Below are 17,281 nucleotides of genomic sequence, written 5' to 3' on the forward strand. Positions count from 1 at the left end.
AGCGGAGCGATATGCGGGGGAAAATCGTCCCGGATGTCGCTTCGCTCATCCGGGCTACGGCACCATCACTGCTTCGGCAGCCTGGCCTTCAGCGCATAAAGCGCATCCAGCGCCTCGCGCGGCGACATCTCGTCGGGGTGCAGCGCCTTCACCGCCTCCATCAGCAACTCGGCCTCGCTCGGCGGCGCGGCTTCCGCGGCGGCGCGCGAGGGCACGGCGAACAGCGGCAGGTCGTCCACCAAGGCTCGCGCGGTCTGCCCGCGGTCCTGCGCCTCCAGCTTGGAGAGCACGGATTTGGCGCGTGAGATCACCGCAGGCGGCAGGCCGGCGAGTTTCGCCACCTGGATGCCGTAGGAGCGGTCGGCCGAGCCCGGCAGCACCTCGTGCAGGAACACGACGTTGCCCTGCCACTCCTTGACGCGCACGGTCGCGTTGAACATCCGCGGCAGCTTGGCCGAGAGGGCGGTCAGCTCGTGATAATGCGTGGCGAACAGCGTACGGCAGCGATTGCTCTCGTGCAGATGCTCGATCGCGGCCCAGGCGATCGAAAGGCCGTCGAAGGTCGCGGTGCCACGCCCGATCTCGTCGAGAATGACCAGCGAGCGCTCGCCGGCCTGGTTCAGGATCGCCGCGGTCTCGACCATCTCCACCATGAAGGTGGAGCGGCCGCGGGCGAGGTCGTCGGCGGCGCCGACGCGCGAGAACAGGCGGTCGACGATGCCGATCCGCGCGCGCGTGGCCGGCACGAAGCTGCCGATCTGCGCCATCAGCGCGATCAGCGCGTTCTGGCGCAGGAAGGTCGATTTACCGGCCATGTTCGGGCCGGTCAGCAGCCAGAGCTGGCCGGACTTCTGCGCTGGCGCGGGCGACAGGTCGCAGGCATTGGCGATGAACGGCTCGCCGTTGCGCTTCAGGGCCTGCTCGACAACGGGATGGCGGCCGGCCTCGATCGCAAAGCTGAGCGAGCCATCGACCTCGGGCCGCACATAGTTCTCGTCGACCGCGAGCTTGGCCAGCGATGTCGCGACGTCCAGCAGCGCAAAGCCCTGCGCCGCAGCGCGCAGATCGTCGCTGATCTCGAGCGCTTTCGCACAGAGCCGCTCGAAGATCTCGAGCTCGAGTCCGAGCGCGCGGTCGCCCGCATTGGCGATCTTGGCTTCGATCTCGCCGAGCTCGGAGGTGGTGAAGCGGACTTGTCCTGCCAGCGTCTGGCGATGGATGAAGGTCGCGTTCAGCGGCGGCGACATCAGCTTGTCGCCGTGCTGGGCCGTGACCTCGACGAAATAGCCGAGCACATTGTTATGCCGGATCTTCAGGGCCTTGACGCCGGTGTCGTCGGCGTAGCGCGCCTGCATCGAGGCCACCACCAGGCGTGAGGCGTCGCGCAGGTTCCGCGCCTCGTCGAGGGCGGGCTCATAGCCCGGACGAACGAAGCCGCCGTCGCGCTTGATCAGGGGCAGCTGCTCGTCGAGCGCACGGGCAAATTCGGATGCGAGCTCGCGCGACGGCCTTTGCAGCGCCGCCATCACCGCCGTGATCTCCTGCGGCGGCGCATCCAGTTCGGAGAGCCGCGTCAGCACCTGGTCGGCGGCGATGATGCCGTCGCGGATGCCGGCGAGGTCGCGCGGTCCGCCGCGGCCGACCGAGAGCCGAGCCAATGCGCGCGACATGTCGGGCGCGCCGCGCAATATGCTGCGAATGTCCTCGCGCGCCGCGGAATCGGCAACGAAGGCGCTGACCGCGTCGAGCCGGCGGGCGATCGCCGGGGCATCGGTCAGCGGCGCCGCCAGGCGCTGCGCCAGCAGACGCGAACCCGCCGAGGTGACCGTGCAATCGATCGCGTCGAGCAGCGAGCCGCGGCGTTCGCCGGCCAGCGTCCGCGTCAGCTCGAGATTGGCGCGGGTGGCTGGATCGATCGCCATGGTCGCGCCGGAAGCCTCGCGCGAGGGCGGCGACAGCGGCGGATGCTTGCCGACCTGGGTGCGGTCGACATAGGTGACGGCGGCGGCCGCGGCGGTGGCCTCGAGGCGCGTGAGCTGGGAGAGCCCGTCCATGGTCGCGACGGCGAAGTAGTCGCACAGCCGCTTCTCGGCGGTCGCGCCGTCGAACACGTCGCGGGTCAGCGGCGTCACCGCCGGCAGCTCGCGCAGGGTCTGTCCGAGCTCGCTGTCGTTGTAGAGCGCGTCGGTGACGATCGCCTCGTTCGGATTGATCCGCGCCAGGGTCGCGGCGAGCTCGCCGCCGGAAGCTTCCGTCACCATGAACTCGGCGGTCGAGATGTCGATCCAGGCGAGGCCGAAGCGGTCGCCGCCGGCGGAGGACCGCGCCCGCGCAATCGCCAGCAGGTAATTGTTGGCGCGCGCGTCGAGCAGCGTGTCCTCGGTCAGCGTGCCCGGCGTCACCAGCCGCACCACGCCGCGACGCACCACGCTCTTGTTGCCGCGCGCCTTGGCCGCAGCGGGATCCTCGGTCTGCTCGCAGACCGCGACCCGGTGGCCGGCCGAGATCAGACGATGGAGATAATCCTCGGAGCGCTCGACCGGCACGCCGCACATCGGGATATCCGCGCCCTGATGCTTGCCGCGTTTGGTCAAGACGATGCCGAGCGTTTTCGAGGCGATCTCCGCGTCTTCGAAGAACAGCTCGTAAAAGTCGCCCATCCGGTAGAACAGCAGCAAGCCCTGATGCGCCGCCTTGATCTCGAGGTACTGTTCCATCATCGGCGTGACGCGCGCGGCGGCTTCGGCCTGCGGCGCGGGCGTGTTCTCGGGGGGCGGGACAGGTATCGGCTGTTGCATCGTCATGGGCGGCGCAACCTACAAAATTTCGGCACCTGCTCCTATCGCTTTGGCCGGAGAGGCGAGGTTTTCCACGTTGTCCGCACGGTGGCATGCGCTTGCGGCGTGCGGCCCCCTTGGAACACGCGCGCATCAGTCAATTGACCTGCCGCGAGCGCCCTCCTAAAACTCCGCCGACATTGAAGAATTTGGCCGGACCGCGGCATTCAGGGAGAACAACGATGCGTGACGTCTTTATCTGCGATGCCGTGCGGACCCCGATCGGCCGTTTCGGCGGCTCGCTCGCCAAGGTGCGCGCCGACGATCTGGCCGCCGCCCCCATCAAGGCGCTGATGGCAAAACACCCCAGTCTCGATTGGGCGCAAGTGGACGAAGTGTTCTTCGGCTGTGCCAACCAGGCCGGCGAGGATAACCGCAACGTCGCGCGCATGGCGCTGCTGCTGGCGGGCCTGCCGGATTCGGTTCCCGGCCAGACCCTGAACCGGCTCTGCGCCTCGGGCCTTGATGCAGTCGGCGCCGCGGGCCGCGCCATCCGCGCCGGCGAAATCGAGCTCGCCATCGCAGGTGGCGTCGAGTCGATGACGCGCGCACCCTTCGTGATGGGCAAGGCGCAGGAAGCCTTCTCGCGTTCGGCCGAAATCTTCGACACCACCATCGGCTGGCGCTTCATCAATCCGCTGCTGAAGGCGCAGTACGGCGTCGATGCCATGCCGGAGACCGGCGAGAACGTCGCCGAGGAATTCCAGGTTTCGCGCGCCGACCAGGACGCCTTCGCCATCCGCTCGCAGCAGCGTGCGGGTGCGGCGATTGCGGCAGGCTATTTCGCCGAGGAAATCACGCCGATCACCATTCCCGGCGGCAAGGCTGGCCCCATCACGGTCGACAAGGACGAGCATCCGCGTCCAGAGACCACGCTGGAAGGTCTCGCCAAGCTGAAGCCGATCGTGCGCAATCCCGGCACGGTGACGGCCGGCAACGCCTCCGGCGTCAATGACGGCGCCGCCGCGATGATCCTGGCCTCGGAAGCCGCGGTGAAGAAGCACGGCCTGACGCCGCGGGCGCGCATCCTCGGGCTCGCTTCGGCCGGCGTGCCGCCGCGCATCATGGGCATTGGTCCCGTGCCGGCCACCCGCAAGCTGATGGAGCGGCTCGGCAAGAAGATCAGCGATTTCGACCTGATCGAGCTGAACGAAGCCTTCGCCTCGCAGGGCATCGCCTGCCTGCGCCAGCTCGGGGTCAAGGACGACGCCGATTTCGTCAATCCGCATGGCGGCGCGATCGCGCTCGGCCATCCGCTCGGCATGAGCGGCGCCCGCCTCGCCCTCACCGCCGTGCACGGCATGGAAAAGCGCGGCGGCAAGCTTGCGCTCGCCACCATGTGCGTCGGTGTCGGGCAGGGCGTCGCGGTTGCGATCGAGAAGCTGAACTGACGGGACGCGTCTCGTCATCCCGGGGCGGTGCACTTGCACCGAACCCGGGATCTCGAGATTCCGGGTTCAGCCCTGCGGGCTGCCCCGGAATGACAGCGTTGGGAGGCTCCGAAACCCGCTTCCCCAAATTAGTTATATCATATAATGATTGGCGAAGCGTTGACCGGCCGGACCACAACGGCTGGGGAGGAGTTCGCCATGGCATTCATCTATCCCACGGACAGCAACAAGGCGCATCCGCTGCCGCTGTCGCCCGACTACAAGAGCTCGATCAAGCGCGCGCCGAGCAAGCCCTTGATTCCGATGCGCCATACCTTGTCGGAGCTGACCGGCCCGGTCTACGGCCACGAGACCGTGCGCGAGGGCGACAACGACCTCACCCGCCAGCACAGCGGCGAGCCGCTCGGCGAGCGCATCATCGTGCATGGCCATGTGCGGGACGAGGACGGCCGCGGCGTGCCGAACTCATTGATCGAGATCTGGCAGGCCAATTCCTGCGGCCGCTATGTCCACGTCCGTGATCAGCATCCGGCGCCGCTCGATCCGAATTTCACCGGCGCGGGCCGCACCGTGAGCGATGCTTCCGGCTATTATCGCTTCGTCACCATCAAGCCCGGCGCCTATCCCTGGGGCAATCACCACAACGCCTGGCGCCCCGCGCATATCCACCTTTCGGTGTTCGGCTATTCCTTCGTCACGCGCCTCGTGACGCAGATGTACTTTCCGAACGATCCCTTGTTCCCGTTCGACCCGATCTTCAACTCGGTACCGGACGAGAACGCGCGGGCGCGGATGGTCTCGTCGTTCGATCTCGAGAACACAAAGCCCGAATGGGCGCTGTGCTACCGCTTCGACATCGTGCTGCGGGGCAAGAACGCCACCCCCATGGAGAACCATTAAGTGCAAGAGTCTGTGAAGCCCAACGGGATCACCCCATCGCAGACGGTCGGTCCGTTCTTCAAATACGGCCTGACGCCGAACGGCGAATACGCCTGGAACGACGCGTTCACCAACTCGACGCTGACCCCCGACGTGTCGGGCGATCGCATCCGCATCGAGGGTCGCGTGTTCGATGGCGACGGCGTTGCCGTGCCGGATTGCATGCTGGAGATCTGGCAGCCGGATGCGCAGGGACGCTTTGCCGACCCGCAGGACAAGCGTGCGCTGCCGAATGCGAGCTTCCGCGGCTTTGCCCGCTGCGGCACCGACAAGGACGGCAACTACGCCTTCGACACCATCAAGCCGGGCGCGGTGCCGGATCCCGACGGCAAGCCGCAGGCGCCGCACATCCTGCTTGCGGTGTTCGGCCGCGGCATGCTGCGGCATCTCTATACCCGCATCTATTTCAGCGACGAGGCCGGCAATGCGGCCGATCCGGTGCTGGCGCTGGTGCCGGCCGACCGCCGCGCCACCCTGACCGCGGTGCGCGAGGCCGGCAAGCCGGTTTACCGGCTCGACCTGCGGCTCCAGGGCGACGACGAGACGGTGTTCTTCGAGGTCTGAGCAAATATGTGCCGGCGGCGCCAGGTCGTCGGCACCACGTTTCTTATCCAGCGCAACCGCGGTCGGTGTTGCCTTGCATCCGGCCTGATCGTCTCCATGCCCGCCTGTGCGTCAGTCTCGCTGACCCAAATCCGATCGATCGACGCTCAATTCCCATAGCTTTTCGGAGCCCTTCTTTCGAGACTTCCCCGCAGGGCAATCCCGCATTTACCATATTGATCTAGGCTCCTCGCGGTTTCAGCGCGCGCCCTGGATTATTTCATGAAGATTCGTCTGTCATTGTCCTCCGCGATTGTCGCTTTCGGGATCGTTCTTGCCATCGGCTTTACTGCGGTTGTTTCCACCAGCCTCTATGCGCTGCGCGAGCTCAAGGTCGGCGGCCCGCTCTATTCCGACATCAAGCTCGGTAACGACCTCATCGCCGACATCCTGCCGCCGCCGGAATACGTCATCGAGGCTTATCTCGAGGCCACCCTCGCCATGCGCGAGCCGGACCAGCTGGCCGCCCATGGCGAGCGCCTGGTCCAGCTCCGCAAGGACTACGACGAGCGCAAGGCGTTCTGGGTCTCCTCCAGCCTCTCGGCCGACCTCAAGACCGCGCTGGTGTCGAAGTCCGATGCGGAGGTGCAGAAATTCTGGAAGGCGTCCGACCAGCTCCTGCCGGCCCTCAAGGCCAAGGACGCAGCTGCTTCCGAACGCGCCTATGCGCAGCTCAAGGATTCCTATACCGCGCATCGCGCCGTCATCGACAGCATCGTCGAGAACGCCAACAAGCAGAATGCGGCCATGGAGAAGCTGGCCGCGGACCGCGACAGCTCCATCCTCTATATCCTCCTCGGCGTCTCCGCCGCCGTCCTCGCCTTCATCGCTGCGGGACTGCTCGGTGTTGCCCTCGGGGTGGTCCGTCCGATCGTGCGCATGACGGACGCAATGCAGAAGCTCGCGACCGGCGATCTCGCCGCCGACATTCCGTTCGCGCGCCGCCAGGACGAGGTCGGCTCGATGGCGGGCGCGCTTCTGGTGTTCAAGCAGGCGGCGGTCGAGAATGCTCGCCTGCGCGGGGAACAGTTGCGGCAGGAGCAGGAGGCGGCGCTCGCCAAGCGCTCCGCCCTGCACCAGATGGCCGAAACTGTCGAGCGCGAGACCGGCCGCTCGGTCGATACCGCGACCGCGGCAACGCAAGGCGTCGAGCGGGCGGCCTCCGGCCTGTCGGAGATCGCGAAGTCGCTCTCTGCGCAGTCGCAGGCGGTCGCGGCGGCCTCCACGCAGGCCCTCGGCAGCTCGCAGGCCGTCTCGGCCGCGGCCGAAGAATTGAGCGCCTCGATCCGCGAGATCGCAAGCCAGGTCGCACGCACGAGCACTGTCACCAAGTCTGCCGTCGCTGGCCGCGAGCAGGCGCGCTCGACCATCCAGGCGCTGGCCGGATCGGTGAAGAAGATCGCCGAGGTCTCCGACCTCATCGGCGGCATCGCGGGCCAGACCAACCTCCTCGCGCTCAATGCGACGATCGAGGCGGCGCGCGCCGGCGAAGCCGGCCGCGGCTTCGCCGTGGTTGCCGCCGAAGTGAAATCCCTGTCCGACCAGACCGCCAAATCCACCGAGGAGATCGGGCGGCTGATCGCGGAGATCCAGACCTCGACGCAGGCCGCGGTCGATTCCGTCGAGGCCATGGGGGGCCACATCGTCGAGATCGACGGCGTGGCGACCTCGGTCGCCGCCGCGATGGAAGAGCAGGATGCCGCGACGCGGGAGATCGCGCGGTCGATTTCCGAATCCGCCTCCGCAGCGAAGGAGGTCTCGGCCAAGATCGGCGATGTCAGCCGCGACGCCGCCTCCGTCGACCAGCGCGCCGCGGACGTCAGGCAGGCGATCGCCGGGATGGCGGCCAATCTCGAACAGCTGCGGTCGGTCGTGGTGCGAACCGTGCGCGACTCGACGGCGGCGGCTTGAGCCTGGCATCAGCTCGGCCGCTGGTGCCCGGGAGTGTGATCGTGCAGTATGGCGCGGGACAGGGGCATCGTGGTTCATGACACCTCCACAATTGCCGGCGGTCGTTGAGCCCGCCCGACTGACGGCCGCGCTGCGCCGGGGCGGCGTGCTGGACGCCGGCGCGGTGCGCGAAGTGAAGGTGCTGCATCAGCGCGACACCGTCGTGTCGCATATCATCCGTCTCGGCCTGCGTTATGTCGGCGAATCCGCCGGCGCCCCGCAGTCGCTGATCCTCAAGATGCCCAATTCAGCCTTCGCCGAGCGCCTCGCCAATGGCGGCAGGCGCGAGCTGGACTACTACATGCAGCTCGCATCGAGAATGCCGCCGGGACTCGTGCCACGATGCTTCGACGGACATTTCGACGAGCAGAGCCTTGCCTGGCATCTTCTGCTCGAAGATCTCACCGACAGCCATGCGACCGCGACCCAATGGCCGCTGCCGCCGTCGCGCGGTCAGGCGGTCGCGATCGTCACGACGCTCGCACGTTGGCATGCGGCGTGGTGGGACCATCCCGATCTTGGCGACACCGTCGGCACGTTGGCGAGTGCCGAGGACAGCGCGCAGCGTATGGAGACCTTTGCCGGCCACTACGATCGTTTCGCCGATCTGCTCGGTGATCGCCTCAGCGAAGAACGCCGCACTCTCTATCGCCGTTTGATCGATCAGTCCGACCGGCTGTCCCAGCGCTACCATTCGCGCCGTCATCTCAGCATCACCCATGGCGACGCTCATATCTGGAATTTCCTGCTTCCGCGCGCGGGCGTTGCCGATACCGTGCGCATCTTCGATTTCGATCTTTGGAGTATCAACGTTCCGACTCACGACCTCGCCTATATGATGGCCATGCATTGGTATCCGGAACGCCGGCAGGCACTCGAACGCCCGCTGCTCAATGTCTACCACGATACGTTGATCGAAAGCGGCATCACCGGTTATACGCGCGGCGCGCTCGATCGCGACTACCGCTGGGCGGTGCTCTGGCAGATCACGAGGCCGGTCTGGCAGTGGAGCATCGACATCCCGCCGGTGATCTGGTGGAACAATCTGGAGCGGGTGTTTGCGGCAGTGGACGATTTAGGCTGCGAGGAGCTGTTGGGGTGATCTCTCGTGCCCCGGACGCAGCGCAGCACGTCGTGATGCGCTGCTGAGCCGGGGCGCAGGTCTGACAGCAGCATGTGTCCCGGTTTTGCGGCGCATCGCTGCGCGCTGCACCGCGTCCGGGACACGAGATCGCGCGAAGTCGACCCTACTCCATCACCGCGTGCTCCGGCCCCGCGGCCTGCTTGCGCAGCGTGGCCTTGGTCGAGCCGATCAGGAAAGCGAGCGGGATGGTGCAGAGGATGAAGACCATCACCAGCTGGTAGTCGTGCGCGAAGGCAATGATCTGCGCCTGCACGCTGACCATTCTGTCGGCCATGGCGCGGCCGACGTCGGTGGATAGATTGATCATGCCGCTGACGCTGGGCATCTGCAGTGCGTGGTTGAATGGATTGACGTGCTCGGAGAGGATCGCATAGGTCCGCCGCGTGCCCTGCGTCAGCTCGGCGATGACGACGGAAATGCCGACCGAGCTCGCGACGTTGCGCATCAAGGTCAGCATTGCGGTGCCGTCGGTCCGCAGCTCGTTCGACAGCGTCAGGAACGCCACGGTCGAGAGCGGCACGAAGACGAGGCCGAAGCCGAAGCCCTGGATGACGCTGACGGTGACGATCTCCGGCACCTGGGTGAGGTCGGTCCAGCCGGTCATCTGGAACAGCGAGCCCGCGGTCAGCGTCAGGCCGGCAATGATCAGCGTGCGCGCCTCGAAATAACGCATCATGCGGCCGACCAGCATCATCGCGAAGAAGGTGCCGATGCCGCGGCTCGCCAGCAGCAACCCGGCGGTGATGATGGGATAGCCGATCACGTTCTGCATGTAGGGCGAGGCCAGCGCCATGGTCGAGAACAGCACGAGCCCCATCACGATCATGAACACGCAGCCGGTGACGAAGTTGCGATCCCGAAACAGCGCGAAGCGGATGAACGGGGTCGAGGTCGTGAACGAATGCGCGAGGAAGTAATAGAAGGCGACGGCCGAGACGATGAATTCCGCCAGGATCTCGTTGGATTCCAGCCAGCCCAATTGCTCGCCGCGGTCGAGCGCGAGCTGAAGCGCGCCGATCGCGATCGCCAGCGCGGCGAAGCCGAACCAGTCGAATCTGAGGCTGAGGTCCTTCCTGGTCTCGTCCATGAAGACGATCAAACCTAGCACGGTAATGGCGCCGAACGGCAGATTGACGAAGAACACCCAATGCCAGGAATAGGTCTCGGTGAGCCAGGCACCCAGAGACGGTCCCATGATCGGGCCCATCATCACGCCCATGCCCCAGATCGACATCGCCTTGGCGCGCTCCTGGAGCGTGTAATAGTCGAGCATGACGGACTGTGACAGCGGCACCAGGGCCGCGCCGAACACGCCTTGCAGCAGGCGGAACAGCACCATCTGGTTGATGTCCTGCGCGAGGCCGCACAGCACCGACGCCATGGTGAAGCCGGCCGAGCAGATGATGAAGATACGCTTGCGGCCGAAGCGGTTGGCGATCCAGCCTACCGGCGCGGTCATGATCGCCGCGGCGACGATGTAGGAGGTCAGCACCCAGTTGATCTGGTCCTGCGATGCCGACAGCGTGCCCTGCATGTAGGGCAGGGCGACGTTGGCGATGGTGGTGTCCAGCGCCTGCATGATGGTCGCGGTCATGGCGCAGATCGTCACCATGTTCCGGCGCAGGCCGGGCACCATCAGGCTGGCATTGGCGTCGGACATCGGATCAGTCCTTGTCGCAGTCTCTCTTAGTCTTTGTCGTTGTCCTGGCCTGCGGTCGCCGACAGGCCGAACAAGCCGGCCAGCGAGCGCTTGTGGCCGGTGTCGATGGTGGCATAGACGCTCATGCCGGCTTTCAGCTTCCGCACATACTTGTCGGTCTCGTCGAAATAGATGCGGATTGGCACGCGCTGCACCACCTTGACGAAATTGCCGGTGGCGTTCTGCGGCGGCAGGATCGCGAATTGCGCGCCGGTACCGGGCGAGAGCGAGCCGATCTTGCCCTTGAACACGTGATTCGGAAACGCATCGACGACGAGCGTCACCGGCTGTCCTTCGGTGACGTAGGTGAGGTCGCTCTCCTTCGGATTGGCGTCGACCCAGGGATGGGCGACGTCGATGATGGAGAATACCGGCGTGCCGGCGGCGACATAGCGGCCGAGCTGGATCTGCTCGACCTGCGTCGCCACACCGTCCATCGGCGCGCGCAGTACGGTGTGATCGAGGTTGCGCTGGGCGTCGTCCAGCTTGGCTTTCGCCTGAGCGTAGGGCGGAAATTGCTCGAGCGGCAGGTCAGGGTTGCCGAGCAATTGGGTCTTTGCGTTCGAGAGCTGCTGCTTGATGTATTGCGCCTGCGCCCCGGCGGTGACCAGCGCATTCGACGCATTGTCGAGATCGAGCTGCGAGCCGAAATTGTTCTTCACCAGCGCCTGCTTGCGCTCGACGTCGCGCTGCTTCAAATCAATGCCCTGTTGGGCCAGATTGAGCATGTCGCCGTAGATCTTGATGTTGGCGACCAAGTTGTCGTAGGTCGTGCGCGCCTGCGCGAGCTGCGCCTTGGCCTCCACCACCGCCAGGCGGAACGGAACAGGGTCGATCTCGAACAGCTCGTCTCCCCGCTTGACCGACTGGCCTTCCTTCACGACCACCTTCAGGATCTTGCCGGAGATGTCGGGCGTCACAAGCACCTTCTGCGCGCCGACATAGGCGTCGTCGGTGCCGACATAGCGGCCGCCATTGAGATAGAAGGTGAGGCCCCCGACGGCGGCGACGACAGGCAGCACGACCAGGAGCAGGAAACGGCGATAGCGGCGCAGGCCCGCCATCAGGCGCCGGCGCGGATCGGTGCCGGCTTTCTTCGCCGGCTTGCCGCTATCGCTCTTCTGCTCGGGCTGGAACTTGAGGACCTGATCAGCCATAGCGCTGCTCCTTGCGCGCTTGTTCCGCACCGCTGGCCTGGCTCGCGGTCCGCACGTTTTCCTTGATGGTTTCGAGCTGGGTGAGGAGACGGTGGGCATCCGCCGGATTGATGCCGTCGAGCGCGTTGGCGGTGATTTCGGACCTGAGCCCGCTCATCCGGCCGAGCAGCTGCCGGCCGGCCTTCTTCAGGTAGAGGCGCTTGACGCGGCGGTCCGAGGCGTCGCTGCGCCGTTCGAGCCAGTCATTGTCGCAGAGCTTGTCGATCAGGCGGGTTAGCGTGATCGGCTGCACCTCCAGGAGTTCGGCAAGCTCCGACTGCTTCATGCCCTCGCTGCGCTCCACCTTGGCCAGCACCGCCCATTGCGCGCGTGTTATGCCGAACCGAGACGCCTCCTTGTCGGCATAGACGCGCAGCAGGCGGTAGAGTTCGGAGAGCGTAAACAGGAAGTTCTGGTCGACGGACCCGCGGGTCATGAGCTTTGTCTCCAATAAGCAGGAGATATAATAAGCAAGCTTATGATTATTTCCTGGCGGATTATCGGGTGGCTGTCCCGCAACGCCGGCATGGCTGGCAGCCGTTCGCAGTGTCGTGCTTTGGGTTCCCGAGCCGAAATGCTAAAAGATCGGTCGCATGACCCTCGCAAACCCGGTATTTCCCGCGCCCGATCACGATCACCGCCGCTGCACCGCGGATGCGCTCGCGCATGCCGAGGCGGTCTGCGAGCAGCGTGCGCAGAAATTCACGCCAATTCGCCGTCAGGTGTTGGGGGCGCTGCTCTCCAGCCATCGCCCGCTCGGCGCCTATGAGGTGATCGACGAGCTCGCCAAGTCGATGGCGCGGCCGGCACCGATCACGGTCTATCGTGCCCTCGATTTCCTGATGGCCAACGGCCTCGTGCACCGCATCGAGAGCCGCAATGCCTATCTCGCCTGCGCCGCCCACGACCACGACGTGACCTCCGCGGTGGCGTTCCTGATCTGCGAGCGCTGTGGCCTCGTCGGTGAGATCCCGTCAGCGTCCTTTGCCGGGGACCTCAACGCCGCCGCGCGCAGTTCGGGCTTTGCCCCCAAATTGTCCGTGGTGGAGATCACGGGCGTCTGCGCCCATTGTCAGAAGACTGCATAGACCAACAACGGCGCAAAGCCGGTATTCGGGAAGAAATGTCCTCAGCTCAAATCGTGCCCTCCGCCGCACGCCCCCTCAGTGCCGGTGCCATTGCCCTGATGCTCATGCTGTGCCTGACCTGGGGGTTCAACCAGATCGCGGTGAAGCTGGTGCTGCCGGACATTCCGCCGATGCTCCAGGCCGCCATCCGCTCGATGGGCGCGCTGCCGGTGCTGTTCATCATCGGCACCCTGCGTGGCGTCAATTTCTTCGAACGCGACGGCACCTGGAAGCCCGGCCTGATCGCCGGGCTGATGTTCGGCATCGAATTCGTGCTGATCTTCCAGGGGCTGCGTCTCACGTCTGCTTCGCGTGCGGTGGTGTTCCTCTACACGGCGCCGTTCTTCGTCGCGCTCGGCTCCTACCAGGTGCTTGGCGAGCGTCTTGGCGGCTCGCAATGGCTGGGATTGGCCATCAGCTTTGCCGGCGTCGCCCTCGCAATCGGCGTGCCGCAGCCCAATGTCGATTCGCATGTTCTGCTCGGCGATCTCATGATCGTCGGTGGCGCCGCGTTGTGGGCTGCGACGACGCTGGTCGCCAAGGGCACGCGGCTGCGCTTCGCCGCGCCCGAGAAGGCGCTGGGCTATCAGGTCGCCACCTCGATCCCGATTCTGGGGATGGCGGCCTGGCTGTTTGGCGAATCCATCACGCACATGCCGGCACCGCTATCGCTCGGCTTGATGGCATTCCAGGCGATCTGGGTGGTGGGAACCACGTTCACCCTTTGGTTCGCGCTGGTGAAGGCCTATTCGGCCAGCAAATTGTCGGCTTTTACCTTCATCACCCCTTTGTTTGGCGTGGTCGGTAGCTATTTCATCATGCACGACACCCTAAGCTTGGCATTCGGGGCCGCCGCCCTCCTTGTAATTGCTGGGCTTTTTCTGGTTAACCGTCCGAGCCAAGTGGCTGCGGCGCCGCGTGATGCATTGCTGAACGTCACCAAAACCTGATATTTGGACCCCATGAACAAGCTCGAAAATCCCCTCGATTCCGACGTCGCGGGCCCCGCGCCCCGGCACCGGACCACTCAGGTCAAGGTCGGCAACGTCGCCGTTGGTGGCGGTGCGCCGATCGTCGTGCAGTCGATGACCAACACCGATACCGCCGACATCGACGGTACCATCGCCCAGGTCGCAGCGCTCGCGCGCGCCGGCTCCGAAATGGTCCGCATCACCGTGGACCGCGAGGAGGCCGCTGCCGCCGTTCCGCACATCCGTGATGGCCTCGCCAAGCGCGGCATCACGACGCCCCTGATCGGCGACTTCCATTATATCGGCCACAAGCTGCTTGCGGCCTATCCGGCCTGCGCCGAGGCGCTGGCGAAATACCGCATCAATCCCGGCAATGTCGGCTTCAAGGACAAGCGCGACACCCAGTTCGCCGACATCATCGAGATCGCGAACAAGAACGACAAGCCGGTCCGCATCGGTGCCAATTGGGGCTCGCTCGACCAGGAGCTTTTGACCAAGCTGATGGACGAGAACGCAGCCTCGCCCAATCCGCGCGACGTGCGTGCGGTGACGCGCGAGGCCATGGTGCAGTCCGCACTGCTCTCGGCCGCGCGCGCCGAAGAGCTCGGTATGCCCAAGGACCGCATCATCCTCTCCGCAAAGGTCTCGGCGGTGCAGGATCTCATCGCGGTCTACCAGGATCTCGCGTCGCGCTCGGACTACGCCATCCATCTCGGCCTGACCGAAGCCGGCATGGGCTCGAAGGGCATCGTGGCGTCCTCGGCCGCGCTCGGCATCCTGCTGCAGCAGGGCATCGGCGACACCATCCGCATCTCGCTGACGCCGGAGCCCGGCGGCGACCGCACGCGTGAGGTGCAGGTCGGCCAGGAACTGCTGCAGACCATGGGCTTCCGCACCTTCGTGCCGCTGGTTGCGGCCTGCCCCGGCTGCGGCCGCACCACCTCGACCACGTTCCAGGAACTGGCGCGCTCGATCCAGGATTTCATCCGCGACGAGATGCCGACCTGGAAGACGAAGTACCCTGGTGTCGAGGAGCTCAACGTCGCGGTGATGGGCTGCATCGTCAACGGCCCCGGCGAGTCCAAGCATGCCAATATCGGCATCTCCTTGCCCGGCACCGGCGAAGCGCCGGCTGCGCCGGTCTTCGTCGACGGCAAGAAGTTCCGCACGCTGCGCGGCCCGACCATCTCTGCCGACTTCAAGGCGCTGGTGATCGACTACATCGACCAGCGCTACGGCCAGGGCGCCAAGGTGCCGGCGCCCGCGGCGGAGTGATTTCACTCCGCCAGCGCTCCATGCTCCGCTGTCGTCCCTGCGAAAGCAGGGACCCATAACCACAAGGAGTGGGTTGGCGGAGATTCGGAGTTACCAAATCTCTTCTTGTGGTTATGAGTTCTGGATCTGCGTTGCGCTTGTCCGGGACGACGAGTGTGTTTGCAGCGCAGTTTGCGTATCCGCCGCCGCGCGCTACGATGTCCCCAATCAACAACGATCGGGAGACACGCCATGAGCTCACTCGCCGGCAAGCAGGGTCCGCGCTATCGCCACACGGCTGAAGACGGCGCGCCCTACGAGACGCTTCAGGTCGAAAAGCTCACCCCCATCATCGGCGCGGAAATCTCGGGCGTCGACATCGGTGAGCTCGTCGAGGGCGATGCCCGCTCCAACCGGCAGATGGACGAGATCCATCGCGCGCTTGCCGAAAACCTCGTGATCTTCTTCCGCGACCAGCACATCACGCCGCAGCAGCACCTCGCCTTCGGCCGCAAATTCGGCGAACTACACTTCCATCCGGCCGCGCCGCACGAGGACGAAGATCCGGCGCTGATGAAGATCTACGCCGACAAGAACTCGCCGCGCGCGAACGGCGAGGGCTGGCATTCCGACGTGTCCTGCGATCTCGAGCCGCCGATGGGCTCGATCCTCTACATCAAGCAGTGCCCGCCGCGCGGCGGCGACACGCTGTTCGCCAACATGTACGCGGCCTATGAGGCGCTGTCGGACCGCATGAAGGCCTATCTCGACGGGCTCACCGCGCTGCACGATGGCGAACCGATCTATCGCGGACTCTACGCCAATTATGGCGTCGCCGACCGTCCCTCGTATCCGCAGGCCGAGCATCCCGTGGTGCGCACGCATCCGGTCACGGGCAGGAAGGCGCTTTACGTCAACCGCGGCTTCACCCGCCACATCAACGGCATCCCGCGCGACGAGAGCGATGCGATGCTGGCCTATCTCTACCAGCACGCCGAGAACCCGCTGTTCCAGTGCCGCTTCCGCTGGACCGAGAACGCCATCGCCTTCTGGGACAACCGCTGCACCCAGCACCGTGCAATGTGGGACTACTGGCCGCACACGCGCTCGGGCACGCGCGTGACGGTGAAGGGGGAGCGGCCGATCTGACCTCTCTCGTGCCCGGGACACGAGCGTTATCTTGCGTTGACGCACTCCAATTCCCGCGCCAATCTTCCCGAAAACAAATCGCGGGCTTCGTCGTCGTCCCGCGGGTCGCGGCAGCGGAGTAGAGCTTGGGGCAATCGCGCAGCATCATCGCCGGGCTGGTCGCGTCGATCCTGCTGTCGTCGCTCGCCCTTGTCGATGCCGGCGAGGCTGCTGCCGCGCGAAAGATTGCAAGACCTAGGCCGAAGCCGTCGCCGCCGGCCAAATGCGAGATGCCTAAATTCCGGATCGTCGTGGATGTCGGGCACACCCCGGACTCCTACGGTGCGCTGAGCGCGCGCAATGATCCGGAGTTCGGCTTCAACTTCCGCCTCGCCAGGCTGATCACAGCGAAGCTCAAGTCTGAAGGCTTTGCCGAAACCCGCCTGCTTGTCACGGACGGCAAGGCGCGGTCGAGCCTGTTCAAGCGCGTCGGCGCTGCGAACGAAGGCCGGACCGATCTGTTCCTGTCGGTCCATCACGATTCGGTGCCGGACAAGCTGCTCGAGACCTGGGAGTTCGATGGCGCAAAGAGCTATTTCAGCGACCGTTTTTCGGGGCACTCGCTGTTCGTGTCGCAGCAGAATCCGTACTTCGCCACCAGCCTGATGCTGGCCCGGATGATCGGCAGGCAGTTGAAGGAGCAGGGCCTGCGCTATGCCAGCCAGTATACCCTGCCGGTGATGGGCCGCTACCGGCGCCAGCTGCTCGACAGGGACGTCGGCGTCTATCGCTATGACGGGCTCATTGTGCTGTCGCGGACGAGAAGCGCCGCCGTGCTGCTCGAGGCCGGCTCGATCATCAATCGCGACGAGGAAATGGAGATGAACTCGGCGGAGCGGCACGAAGCGGTCGCGGGCGCCGTGGCAGCTGCAATGAGGGAGTTTTGCGAGAGGCGGTAGCGAGTTCGGCTTCGGTTGGTCATTGCGAGCGCAGCGAAGCAATGTAGATTCTCCGCGGAAGGTCTCCTGCTTGCTTCGCTGCG

The 17,281-nt window shown here is 65.5% G+C and carries 14 protein-coding genes; 10 read left to right on the top strand and 4 right to left on the bottom strand.

The window, feature by feature from the left end; all coding sequences use genetic code 11:
• Nucleotides 1–65: 65 nt before the first annotated feature.
• A complete protein-coding gene (mutS, locus tag ACM42_RS11375) occupies nt 66–2,804 on the bottom strand; it encodes a DNA mismatch repair protein MutS (protein ID WP_271528015.1) in 2,739 nt (912 codons plus the stop codon).
• Nucleotides 2,805–3,019: 215 nt separating this feature from the next.
• On the opposite strand from mutS, the gene pcaF reads away from it, so the two are divergent.
• From pcaF to ACM42_RS11400, 5 genes are all read left to right on the top strand, one after another.
• Nucleotides 3,020–4,228 carry a 3-oxoadipyl-CoA thiolase gene (gene pcaF, locus ACM42_RS11380; RefSeq protein ID WP_271528016.1) on the top strand — a complete coding sequence of 403 codons (1,209 nt, stop codon included), beginning with the start codon at nt 3,020–3,022 and terminating at the stop codon, nt 4,226–4,228.
• Between the two features lie 198 nt (nt 4,229–4,426).
• A complete protein-coding gene (pcaH, locus tag ACM42_RS11385) occupies nt 4,427–5,128 on the top strand; it encodes a protocatechuate 3,4-dioxygenase subunit beta (RefSeq protein WP_271528017.1) in 702 nt (233 codons plus the stop codon).
• Nucleotides 5,129–5,731: a protocatechuate 3,4-dioxygenase subunit alpha gene (pcaG, locus tag ACM42_RS11390; protein ID WP_271528018.1), complete on the top strand. Its 603-nt coding sequence runs from the start codon at nt 5,129–5,131 to the stop codon at nt 5,729–5,731. It begins immediately after the preceding gene.
• Nucleotides 5,732–5,992: 261 nt separating this feature from the next.
• A complete protein-coding gene (locus tag ACM42_RS11395; protein ID WP_271528019.1) occupies nt 5,993–7,681 on the top strand; it encodes a methyl-accepting chemotaxis protein in 1,689 nt (562 codons plus the stop codon).
• Between the two features lie 76 nt (nt 7,682–7,757).
• The gene (locus ACM42_RS11400) at nt 7,758–8,822 is read left to right on the top strand and encodes a phosphotransferase (protein ID WP_271528020.1); all 1,065 of its coding nucleotides are present in this window, start codon (nt 7,758–7,760) and stop codon (nt 8,820–8,822) included.
• A 145-nt stretch (nt 8,823–8,967) separates the two neighbouring features.
• On the opposite strand, the gene ACM42_RS11405 is transcribed toward ACM42_RS11400, so the two are convergent.
• From ACM42_RS11405 to ACM42_RS11415, 3 genes are read right to left on the bottom strand one after another with little or no spacing between them, the layout of a single operon-like run.
• Nucleotides 8,968–10,524, bottom strand: a complete 1,557-nt coding sequence (locus tag ACM42_RS11405; RefSeq protein ID WP_271528021.1) for an MDR family MFS transporter — start codon at nt 10,522–10,524, stop codon at nt 8,968–8,970.
• Nucleotides 10,525–10,550: 26 nt separating this feature from the next.
• On the bottom strand, nt 10,551–11,720 hold the full coding sequence (locus ACM42_RS11410; protein WP_271528023.1) for an HlyD family secretion protein: 1,170 nt from the start codon (nt 11,718–11,720) through the stop codon (nt 10,551–10,553).
• On the bottom strand, nt 11,713–12,195 hold the full coding sequence (locus ACM42_RS11415) for a MarR family winged helix-turn-helix transcriptional regulator (RefSeq protein WP_271528024.1): 483 nt from the start codon (nt 12,193–12,195) through the stop codon (nt 11,713–11,715). Before ACM42_RS11415 ends, ACM42_RS11410 begins: the two co-directional genes overlap by 8 nt.
• A gap of 157 nt (nt 12,196–12,352) precedes the next feature.
• Here ACM42_RS11415 and ACM42_RS11420 point away from each other — a divergent pair, with 157 nt between their 5' ends.
• The 5 genes from ACM42_RS11420 (at nt 12,353) to ACM42_RS11440 (ending at nt 17,198) form a co-directional block, all read left to right on the top strand.
• A complete protein-coding gene (locus ACM42_RS11420) occupies nt 12,353–12,847 on the top strand; it encodes a Fur family transcriptional regulator (protein WP_271528025.1) in 495 nt (164 codons plus the stop codon).
• Nucleotides 12,848–12,882: 35 nt separating this feature from the next.
• Nucleotides 12,883–13,836 carry a DMT family transporter gene (locus tag ACM42_RS11425; protein WP_271528033.1) on the top strand — a complete coding sequence of 318 codons (954 nt, stop codon included), beginning with the start codon at nt 12,883–12,885 and terminating at the stop codon, nt 13,834–13,836.
• A 12-nt stretch (nt 13,837–13,848) separates the two neighbouring features.
• Nucleotides 13,849–15,132 (top strand): flavodoxin-dependent (E)-4-hydroxy-3-methylbut-2-enyl-diphosphate synthase, encoded by a 1,284-nt coding sequence (gene ispG, locus ACM42_RS11430; RefSeq protein WP_271528026.1) that lies wholly within the window; start codon nt 13,849–13,851, stop codon nt 15,130–15,132.
• A 231-nt stretch (nt 15,133–15,363) separates the two neighbouring features.
• Nucleotides 15,364–16,260 (top strand): TauD/TfdA dioxygenase family protein, encoded by an 897-nt coding sequence (locus ACM42_RS11435; RefSeq protein WP_271528027.1) that lies wholly within the window; start codon nt 15,364–15,366, stop codon nt 16,258–16,260.
• A gap of 125 nt (nt 16,261–16,385) precedes the next feature.
• The gene (locus tag ACM42_RS11440; RefSeq protein ID WP_271528028.1) at nt 16,386–17,198 is read left to right on the top strand and encodes an N-acetylmuramoyl-L-alanine amidase; all 813 of its coding nucleotides are present in this window, start codon (nt 16,386–16,388) and stop codon (nt 17,196–17,198) included.
• The last annotated feature ends 83 nt before the right edge of the window (nt 17,199–17,281 follow it).

It is taken from the genome of Bradyrhizobium sp. CCBAU 25338, assembly GCF_028128965.1.
GTDB lineage: Bacteria > Pseudomonadota > Alphaproteobacteria > Rhizobiales > Xanthobacteraceae > Bradyrhizobium > Bradyrhizobium liaoningense.